The sequence below is a fragment of the Pseudomonas baetica genome (assembly GCF_051216495.1).
Taxonomy (GTDB): domain Bacteria; phylum Pseudomonadota; class Gammaproteobacteria; order Pseudomonadales; family Pseudomonadaceae; genus Aquipseudomonas; species Aquipseudomonas baetica_B.
The window spans coordinates 1-10,222 of record NZ_JBPKAM010000151.1 but is presented as its reverse complement, the minus strand read 5'-3'; the positions used below and the strand labels follow the sequence as shown (position 1 = coordinate 10,222).

Below are 10,222 nucleotides of genomic sequence, written 5' to 3'. Positions count from 1 at the left end.
TCTCGGTGTGCAGTGGGGGAGGGTTTTGGTCTTTTGGAGAGAGTTTTCCCTCCCGCAGGGTGCTTTGGCCGTTTGGGGGAGCGAGCCTGCTCGCGAAAGCGATCGCATAGACGCAGCGATCAAAGAACCTGCCGCAAGAACGCCTGCGCCCGCGGATCCTTCGGCGCATCGAAGAACTCCGCCGGCGAGGCATCCTCCAGCAGTTTGCCGTGATCGAAGAACAGCACCCGGTCCGCCACTTCCCGGGCGAAGCCCATTTCATGAGTGACGCAGACCATGGTCATGCCTTCCTGGGCCAGATTCTTCATGACGTCCAGCACCTCCCCGACCATTTCCGGGTCCAGCGCCGAAGTCGGTTCGTCGAACAACATGACCTTCGGCTCCATGGCCAGCGCCCGAGCAATTGCCACGCGTTGTTGCTGACCACCGGACAGGCGCGACGGATACTCGTGAGCCTTCTGCGCAATCCCGACCTTTTCCAGCAACGCCATGGCCTTGGCCTCGCGCTCTTTCTTGCCGCGCTTGCGCACGACTTTCTGCGCCAGGCACAGATTTTCCAGTACGGTCATGTGCGGAAACAGGTTGAAGTGCTGGAACACCATGCCGACTTCGCGGCGATAGGCGTTCACATCGGTTTTCGGGTCGGCCAGTTGCAGACCGTCGATACTCACCGAGCCGGAGTCGAATTCTTCCAGGCCATTGAGGCAGCGCAGAAAGGTCGACTTGCCGGAACCTGACGGACCGAGCACCACCAGCACTTCGCCCCTGGCGACGTTGGTCGAGACGTTATCCACCGCACGGACCACGTGACCGCGGGTATCGAAGACTTTTACCAGATCGCGGACTTCAATCACTTTGCGCGAGCCTCCGCTCAAGCCGGCCGGCGATTTTCGACAGCGGCAGGTTGATCAACAAATACAGGCCAGCAACGCAGAACAGGATTTCGAACGGCGAAAACGAGGTGGTGATGACTTCTCGACCGCTTTTGAGCAGTTCGGTAATCGCGATCACCGACACCAGCGAGGTGTCCTTCACCAGGCTGATGAACTGCCCGGCCAACGGCGGCAGCACACGCTTGAACGCTTGCGGCAGCACCACGTGACGCATCGACTGACCGGCGCTCAAACCCAGGGAGCGCGCGGCTTCGTTCTGGCCACGGGCGATCGACTGCACGCCGGAACGGATGATTTCCGCCACGTAGGCACCGGTAAACAGCGACAGCGCGGCAATCCCGGCGAATTCCCGGGACAGGTTCATCACCGTACCGATGAAGAAGTAGAAAATGAAGATCTGCACCAGCAGTGGCGTACCGCGCACCAGCTCGACGTAAATGGTCGAAAGGTCACGCAGGGTCGGGTTGTTCGACAACCGGCACAGGCCGGTGGCAAGACCAATCAGCAAACCCAGCACACCAGACACCACGGACAGCCACAAGGTCGTCCAGAGCCCCCACATCAACGGTCCCGCAGCCCAATGGCGGGTCACGCCAATGACATCACCTTCGGCCACATCATCGCCCTGGGCGACTTGCAGGCTGTTTTCGTCGACGGTCAGATGTTGTTCATCACCCGCGTCGTTGCGCAGGGTGACTTCAGCCTTGTCGCCCTTGCGCACCAATTCGCTGACGGTGGAAATGTCGGCGGCGCGCTGGGACTCTTCGGCGTGGTAGGCGAAGTATTGCGGAACGCGATTCCAACGCCATTCGTAAGACATCAACGAGGTGGCGTAATACAACGCGCCGGCCAGGCCGATCAGCACCAGCACGGTGAGCACGTGCCAGGGCCATTGGGCTTTTTTATGTTTCATTGCAAATTCCGGATTTGTGTTGCCTTGGAGGCCGTCATCGCCAGCAGGCTGGCTCCCACAGGGGAGTGCATTTCATTGTGGGAGCCAGCCTGCTGGCGATTGGGCGCGACGCGGTCTAACTGACCGAGCCTTACTCCATGTCCTTCTGCCAAGCAGTGTCTTTGAACCACTTGTCATGGATGCGATCGTAGGTGCCGTCTTCGTGGATCTGGTGCAGGAAGTTGTTGATGAAGTTGATGCTGTCGTAGTCGCCCTTCTTCAGACCGAAGGCCAGTGGCTCGTAGGTGAACGGTTTGTCGAGGAACACCAGTTTGCCGTTGCCGACCTTGTTCACGGCGACAACGTTGTAAGGCGCATCGTAGATGAAGGCATCAGCCTTGCCGTTGACCACGTCGAGCACGGCTTCCTGCTCGTTGTCGTAGCCGTGGTACTTGGCTTTAGCGATCAGCTTTTTGGCGACCATTTCGCCGGTGGTGCCGAGTTTGGAAGTGATACGGTAGTCGGCGGTGTTCAGGTCTTTATAAGACTTGATGGTGCCTTCCAGATCCTTGCGGATCAGCAGGGTCTGGCCAACCACGATGAAGGGTTCGCTGAAGTTCAAGCGCAGGTTGCGCTCCTGGGTCAGGGTCATGCCGCTGCCGATCATGTCGAACTTGTCGGTCAACAGGGCCGGGATGATGCCGTCGTAACCGGTGGACACCAGCTCCAGCTTGACGCCCATGGCTTTGGTCATGGCCTTGAGGATGTCGACCTCGAAGCCGATGATCTCGCCGCGTTTGTTGGTCATTTCGAACGGCATGTAGGTCGGGTCCATGCCGACTTTCAACGTGCCGCGCTTGACCGCGTCATCGATGGCACCGGCCTGCGCCGCGCTGACTGCAACCAATGCCGTGACGCCGACCAGCAGCATCGACAGATACTTCTTCATCTTCAAGTCCCCAAAACCATTGCGTTTGCGGCGCGAAACCGACCGTTTTCCAGTGAAAAACGATAGATACGGACGCGAATGGTCCGGGCGCACCTTTTTCGGGGGCGGATGCTAACGTACTGAGTTGAATGCACAAAGGGTAAAAGCAAAAGATCGCAGCCTTCGGCAGCTCCTACAGGGTGTACACAATCCCATGTAGGAGCTGCCGAAGGCTGCGATCTTTTCGAAAACGCCCCCGCTCCTGATCGGAACGGGGGTCGGGTCAGGCCAACTGAGGCTGCACGCTCAGTGGTTTAAGCGGTAGCAGCGGTGCATGGGGGTCAGCCTTGACCGACTTGCGCCATGCGCCCAACCACTCAGGGTGACCTTCGCTCCAGACCTGCTCATGCAAGCGAGCCAACGCCACCGGGTCGCTCAGCAGTTGCACACGCTCGTTGTTGGTCAGACCTTCCGGCCCTACCTTCATGGCGTGGCGTACCCGCTCGACCCGCAACCATTCGATCGGCTCGGCCTGGCGGTGACGGGAGGTCGCCAGCGAGCACGCCAGGGCGTTCTGCTGGGGATCGACCACCGAGCGGATGAAGCCGTCGTTCAGTGCGTGATAACGGTTTTCGTGGGTGTACTGGTCGGTCGCCAACAACGCCTGTGGCGGATTGTATTCCTCAGGGATCAGGAACAGGCTTTCGTCACGGGACTTGAGGCCCAGGCCGACACGGCTGGAGATCACCGACACCGGGATCGACAGCATCAACGAACCGACGATCGGCACCAACCACCACAGGAAGCTCGGGTTCAGCCAGATCACCAGCAAGGCCCAGAAGAAGCCCAGCAAGGTTTGCGGACCGTGGCGCTTGATCGCTTCGCTCCAGGGTGTGGAGTCGTCATCACGCTGCGGCGAGTTCCAGGTCGCGGCCCAACCGAGGAACGCGGCGAGGACGAAACGGGTGTGGAAAATCATCCGCACCGGCGCCAGCAGCATGGAGAACAGCATCTCCAGCAGCATCGACAGCGTCACCTTGAACTTGCCACCGAACTCTTTCGCGCCCTTGGCCCAGATCAGGATGATGCTCAACAGCTTCGGCAGGAACAACAGCACGATCGTGGTCGAGAACAGCGCGATCGCCTTGTCCGGATGCCATTGTGGCCACAGTGGATAGAGCTGGCGCGGCTCGAGGAAGTATTGCGGTTCCATCAAGGTGTTGACCGCCAGCAACGCCGTCGACAACACGAGGAAGAAGAACCACAACGGCGCCGACAGGTAAGACATCACGCCGGTCAGGAACACCGCGCGGTGTACCGGGTGCATGCCCTTGACCAGGAACAGGCGGAAGTTCATCAGGTTGCCGTGGCACCAGCGACGGTCACGCTTGAGTTCGTCCAGCAGGTTCGGCGGCAGTTCTTCGTAGCTGCCCGGCAAGTCGTAGGCGATCCACACGCCCCAACCGGCACGACGCATCAGCGCGGCTTCAACGAAGTCGTGGGACAGGATCGCACCGGCGAACGCGCCTTTACCGGGCAGCGGCGCCAGGGCGCAGTGCTCGATGAACGGCTTCATGCGGATGATCGCGTTGTGACCCCAGTAGTGCGACTCGCCCAACTGCCAGAAGTGCAGGCCGGCGGTGAACAGCGGACCGTACACACGGGTGGCGAATTGCTGCATGCGCGCATACAGGGTGTCCATGCCCGACGCACGTGGCGCGGTCTGGATGATCCCGGCGTCCGGCGTGGCTTCCATCAGGCGTACCAGACTGGTCAGGCACTCGCCGCTCATGACCGAGTCGGCATCGAGTACGACCATATACTTGTAGTCGCCACCCCAACGACGGCAGAAGTCGTCGAGGTTGCCGCTCTTGCGTTTTACGCGACGACGGCGGCGGCGATAGAAGATCTTGCCGAAGCCCTTGGCTTCGCGGCAGACGTCCAGCCAGGCCTGCTGTTCGGCAACGCAGATATCGGCGTCATTACTGTCGCTGAGGACGAAAAAGTCGAAACGATCCAGGTCACCCGTGGCCGCGACCGATTCAAACGTTGCGCGCAGACCGGCGAATACCCGGGGTACGTCTTCGTTGCAGATCGGCATCACCAGTGCGGTGCGCGCATCTTTGGGAATCGGCTCGTTGCCCGCACTTTTACCGGAGATCCGGTACTTATCGTGACCGGTCAGCAACTCGAGGAAGCCCATCAGCGCGGTCCAGAAACCGGCCGACACCCAGCAGAACAGAATCCCGAACATGATCAGGATGCTGGTTTGCAACGCATACGGCAGCACTTGTGTGGCCGTTTGCATCAGCGGTTGATGCAAGACTTCGTTGAGGTCGACGAACGACCAGCCCTGGTACGGCATGATGCCTTTCATGTACCAGCCGGCAACGATGGTCTGGCCGAGCATCAGCACCAGCAGAATGTAGCGACGGATCGAACCCACGGTGCGCCAGCGCGCCGCCGGAAGCACATTCGCGTCTTTCGGCGGCTTCGGCGGGTTGGTGCGGCCGGTCAGGCGACGCCAGCCGCGCACCAGAATATTGGTGCGCCACGGCTCCGGCACGACTTTGGTCCGGCGAATCGGCGGCGTTGCCTTGAGGCAAACACGCCCACTGGCATCGAGCGCGAGCATTTCGGCGTCTGCCAGTTCTTCGGCGGTACTCAGGGTCAGGCGCTTGCCGACCGAAGCCTGGGCGGCCTCGGTCGGGGCGTCGAACGTGGAGGACGACAGACGCTCGTGCAGTTCGCTGAAAGACTGGCAGCCCGCGAGTTCCGCGCGCTGCTGGTCGGTCATCGGCAGATGCGCCAGATACTCGGAAAGCGTCTCTGGCTGTACTTGAGAATTACTCATCGGCAGGCAACTGATAGCTCCAGGTCTCGGTCAGGACTTCTTCAGTCGGGGCCGATTCCGGTGTGGCTGGGGCCGCGTCCGCAGCGACAGGCTGCTTGGCGTCTTTGTTGTTCGCCTTGTCCTTGGCATCTGCGACCGGCTTGGCTTCGGCCTTGTTGGCCTCGGCGGCGGCCTTCGCGTCCTTCTCGGCTTTTTCCGCTTGCTTGGCGGCGACCTTGTCGGCCTTGACCACGGAAGAGTTGGACGCTGGAATCGAAGCCTTGGCCAGATCGGCAGGCACGATGTTCTGCACCAGCGCGGCACGCATCTCGGTGGATTTGCCCGGGTCCTTGATCTTCAAGCGCAAGGTCAGGCGCCAGCCCTTGGTTTCAGGGTTGTAGCGCACAGTGTTCTCGACCAGCTCGGCGTTGTCGCCGACGCTGACCTGGCTGCGCACATCTGCATCCTGCGGCAAGGCCGCCAGCGACGGGCCTTCGAAGTCGACCAGGTAGGCAACGCTGCCGTCCGGCTGACGAATCAGGTTGGACTGCTTGACGTCACCGGTGGATTTCAGTGTCTGGCTTACCCAGGCACTGTCCGGTGCGTGCAACGCGGCTTCGTCCATGGTCCAGTGCATGCGATAGGCGAAGTCCAGCGGCTGGCCTGGCTCCGGCATCTTTTCCGGGCTCCAGAAAGCCACGATATTGTCGTTGGTTTCGTCAGCGGTCGGAATCTCGACCAGATCGACGGTGCCCTTGCCCCAGTCGCCCTTCGGCTCGATCCAGGCGCTTGGGCGCTTGTCGTAGCGGTCGTCGAGGTCTTCGTAGTGGCTGAAGTCACGGCCACGCTGCAGCAAGCCGAAACCACGCGGGTTCTCCACGGAGAAGTTGCTCACGGCCAGGTGTTTCGGGTTGTTCAGCGGACGCCAGATCCATTCGCCATTGCCGGCATGGATCGCCAGGCCGCTGGAATCGTGCAGTTCACGACGGTAGTTGAGGACTTTCGACGGCTGGTTGGCGCCGAACAGGAACATGCTGGTCAGCGGGGCGATGCCAAGCTTGCCGACTTTGTCACGCAGGAACATCTGCGCCTTGACGTCGACGATGGTGTCGCTGCCCGGACGCAGGGTCAGGCGATAGGCGCCGGTTGCCCGTGGCGAATCCAGCAGTGCGAAGATCACCAGGTGCTTGTCGCCCGGCTTCGGTTGCTCGATCCAGAACTCGCGGAAACGCGGGAATTCTTCGCCGGAAGGCAAAGCGGTATCGATCGCCATGCCGCGAGCGGACAAACCGTAGACGTGCCCCTTGCCAACAACGCGGAAATAACTCGCGCCGAGCATGGTCATGATTTCGTCTTGCTTGTCAGCCTTGTTGACCGGGTACAGCACGCGGAAACCGGCGTAGCCCAGTTGTTCGGTGGCCTTGGGATCGAACTTGAGGTCGCCGAAATCGAAACGACTTGGGTCGTACTTGATCTCTTCGACGGTGTTCGCCGTGATTTCGTTGATTTTCACCGGGGTATCGAAGTGCATGCCCTGGTGATAGAACGACAGCTTGAACGGGGTCTTCTGATCCGCCCACTCGGCTTTTTCCGTCAGGAAGCGAATTTTCTGATAGTCCGCGAACTTCATCTCGCGGAATTCGTTCGGCAGGTTACTGCGCGGCGCTTCGTACTTCTGACCGGCCAGCTCTTTTGCCTTGGCCGATACATCATCCAGGTTGAATGCCCAAAGCTGGCCAGCGCTGAGCAGGCAGAGCATCGCCGAGCCTGCTACCAGAGCGCTGCGCAACCGTTTGGCAGACAATTTTGGTGCGTTACAGGGACTAACAATCACGAGCAACCCTCGCCGAAAACAGATCAAAAAACCAACGGCCAGTTAAAGGGTCTGTACGGTTCCCGGTACAAAAAAACCGGCCTTGCAGACCACTCTTGCCAAGTTGGCGAGCATTGTTCCGACTCCGCTGGGGCGAAATGATTCCCCAATCGGATCCAGACAAGTCTCTACCTAAGTCAAAATGGACCAACGAACGCTGATCCCCGTAGCGCGCGATTATCTAGTAGCCCGCGTTACAACGCATCAGGGGTAACAAAGTATTTATCGCGAAAAACGCCTGTTTTCAGTCGAAAAGCGCGTAAAAAGATGTTTCAAGCGCTTTCAGGTCTGTAACAGGAAGGTTACCGGGCCGTCATTGACCAAGTGCACCTGCATATCCGCGCCGAATCTACCTGATGCCACAGTGCCATGCACCTGTTTCGCTTTGCTTAATAGATAGTCGAACAACTCCTCACCCAAGGCCGGGGGAGCCGCCGTCGAGAAACTCGGTCGCAACCCGTTCTTGGTGTCCGCAGCCAGGGTGAACTGCGAGACCAGCAGTAATCCGCCGCCCACATCCGCCAGGGACAGATTCATCTTGCCCTCGGCGTCGCTGAACACCCGATAGTTAAGCAGCTTATTGAGAAGTTTGTCGGCGCTGGCCCGCGTGTCATCGGGTTCGACGGCGACCAGCACCAGCAACCCTTGATCGACCGCGCCCACCACCTCTCCCGCGACCTCGACTCGCGCGCCACGCACGCGCTGCAACAGGCCCTTCATGCTTCTTCCGGGGCCAGGTCGAGCAGTCGCCGCGCCATCCGATCGGCAGCACGGACCAAGGCATCGGTGATCCCCGGCTCGGCGGCGGCATGGCCAGCGTCACGGATGATTTGCAGTTCGCTGTTCGGCCAGGCCTGGTGCAGTTCCCAAGCGTTGTCCAGTGGGCAGATCACGTCGTAGCGACCGTGGATGATGACGCCCGGTAAGTGAGCGATTTTGCCCATATCGCGAATCAGTTGATTCGGTTCAAGAAAGGCGTTGTTGGTAAAGTAATGGCATTCGATCCGCGCAATCGAAAGCGCGCGCTGAGGCTCGGAGAAACGATCGACCACCAGCGGGTTCGGGCGCAGAGTCGCGGTCCGGCCTTCCCAAATGGACCAGGCCTTGGCCGCGTGCATCTGGGCGATCTGATCGTTGCCGGTCAGGCGCCGGTGGAATGCACCGAGCAGATCGTCGCGCTCGTCCGTCGGGATTGGCGCGATGTAGTCCTGCCAGTAATCGGGGAACAGGCGGCTGGCACCGGCCTGATAGAACCACTCGATTTCCTGCGGACGGCAGAGAAAAATCCCGCGCACGATCAACCCATGCACGCGCTCCGGGTGGGTTTGCGCGTAAGCCAGCGCCAGGGTCGAACCCCAGGAACCGCCGAACAACACCCACTTGTCGATGCCCAGGTGCTGACGAATTTTCTCAAGGTCGGCGACCAGATCCCAGGTGGTGTTGTTTTCCAGGCTGGCGTGGGGCGTGGAGCGACCGCAGCCACGCTGATCGAAGGTCACGATGCGATACAGATTCGGATCGAAGTAGCAGCGGCTCGCCGCATCACACCCGGCGCCAGGTCCGCCGTGGATGAACACCACCGGCAAACCTTCCGGTGAACCGCTTTCGTCGACATACAGCGTGTGAGTCTCGTCGACGGCCAGATCGTGCCGGGCGTAGGGTTTGATCTGCGGGTACAAAGTCTGCATTGCGCGCTCCGTAAGGGGTCGAGTTCATCCCTGGGGGGACTTCTATTATTCTGCCGTCCGGCATCATAAACCCGATTTACGTCAATGAGCATGCCCTTGCGGAGTCAGAGTTTTGCCGCCAGATAATCGATCAGCGTTTCGTAGAGCGCATCCACCTCGGCAGCCTGCCTGCGCGCCCGCAAACAACCATGAACCAGTCCGTCCCCGTAATACAACGTTGCGGCCACCCCGACGGCGTTGAGGCGTTCGGCATACTGCAGGCCGTCATCGCGCAGCGGATCGAACTGCGCCACGGCAATCAATGCCGGTGGCAATCCGCTGAAGTCCGAGGCCAGTAACGGCATGGCATAAGCGCCCGGTTTAGGCGTGCCACGCAGGTACAGCGCCTGATAGCAGTCCAGGTCACTGCTGCTGAGCAACGGCGCATCGGCGCATTCGCTGCGCGACGCTAACCGGTGGTCACCGCCCAGCCCCGGATAGATCAGCACCTGGGCGCAAGGCACCGGCTCGCCGGCATCGCGCAGTGCCAGACACAACGCCGCCGCAAGATTGCCGCCCGCACTGTCACCCGCCACCAGGGTGCGCTTGGGGTCCAGGCGAAACGGACCATTACGCAATGCTCGCCAAACGCCCAGGCAATCTTCGAAGGCCGCCGGATACGGATACTCCGGCGCCAGTCGGTAATCCACGGCGATCACCAGCACGCCGAGTGTCGAGGCCAGTTCGGCACAGATGAAGTCGTGGGAATCCAGATCCCCCACCACCCACCCGCCACCGTGCAGGTAAAGGATGCACGGCGCGCCATCGGCCGGCGGCGAAACAGGCGGTTGATAGGACCGCACCGACACACCGGCCAACTCGAAATCGACCACATAAAGCCCGACTGGACGTGATGGGGTAAACGCCCGGCACATGTCGCTGTAGGCCTGGCGCAATCCGGGGAGGCTGCTGTCGGTGCTGTTGAAACTGACGGTTTTCTCGACGAAAGCCGTCATCTGTTCAGAAAGCGGGTAAGGAGCCATGAGCCTGGTGCCCGTACAGGAGACATACATAGTGGGAGCGAGCCTGCTCGCGAAAGCGGTGTGTCAGGCACACCGATCTTGACTGAGATGCCC

The 10,222-nt window shown here is 60.5% G+C and carries 8 protein-coding genes; all 8 read right to left on the bottom strand.

The window, feature by feature from the left end; translation table 11 throughout:
• Positions 1 to 119: 119 nt before the first annotated feature.
• Complete coding sequence (locus ACSFE6_RS29335; protein ID WP_435430871.1) at positions 120 to 854, bottom strand: amino acid ABC transporter ATP-binding protein; 735 nt, start codon at positions 852 to 854, stop codon at positions 120 to 122.
• Positions 847 to 1,806 (bottom strand): amino acid ABC transporter permease, encoded by a 960-nt coding sequence (locus tag ACSFE6_RS29330; RefSeq protein ID WP_435430870.1) that lies wholly within the window; start codon positions 1,804 to 1,806, stop codon positions 847 to 849. Before ACSFE6_RS29330 ends, ACSFE6_RS29335 begins: the two co-directional genes overlap by 8 nt.
• Positions 1,807 to 1,936: 130 nt before the next feature.
• Positions 1,937 to 2,734 carry a transporter substrate-binding domain-containing protein gene (locus tag ACSFE6_RS29325; protein WP_435430869.1) on the bottom strand — a complete coding sequence of 266 codons (798 nt, stop codon included), beginning with the start codon at positions 2,732 to 2,734 and terminating at the stop codon, positions 1,937 to 1,939.
• Between the two features lie 262 nt (positions 2,735 to 2,996).
• Positions 2,997 to 5,567, bottom strand: a complete 2,571-nt coding sequence (mdoH, locus tag ACSFE6_RS29320) for a glucans biosynthesis glucosyltransferase MdoH (protein WP_435430868.1) — start codon at positions 5,565 to 5,567, stop codon at positions 2,997 to 2,999.
• Entirely contained in the window at positions 5,560 to 7,380 is a 1,821-nt protein-coding gene (locus ACSFE6_RS29315; RefSeq protein WP_435430867.1) for a glucan biosynthesis protein G, read from the bottom strand. Before ACSFE6_RS29315 ends, mdoH begins: the two co-directional genes overlap by 8 nt.
• Before the next feature lie 321 nt (positions 7,381 to 7,701).
• A complete protein-coding gene (gene dtd, locus ACSFE6_RS29310; protein WP_007989269.1) occupies positions 7,702 to 8,139 on the bottom strand; it encodes a D-aminoacyl-tRNA deacylase in 438 nt (145 codons plus the stop codon).
• Entirely contained in the window at positions 8,136 to 9,107 is a 972-nt protein-coding gene (gene pip / locus ACSFE6_RS29305) for a prolyl aminopeptidase (protein WP_435430866.1), read from the bottom strand. The genes dtd and pip overlap by 4 nt, the downstream gene beginning before the upstream one ends.
• Positions 9,108 to 9,211: 104 nt before the next feature.
• Positions 9,212 to 10,129, bottom strand: a complete 918-nt coding sequence (locus tag ACSFE6_RS29300; RefSeq protein ID WP_435430865.1) for an alpha/beta hydrolase — start codon at positions 10,127 to 10,129, stop codon at positions 9,212 to 9,214.
• Between the last annotated feature and the right edge of the window lie 93 nt (positions 10,130 to 10,222).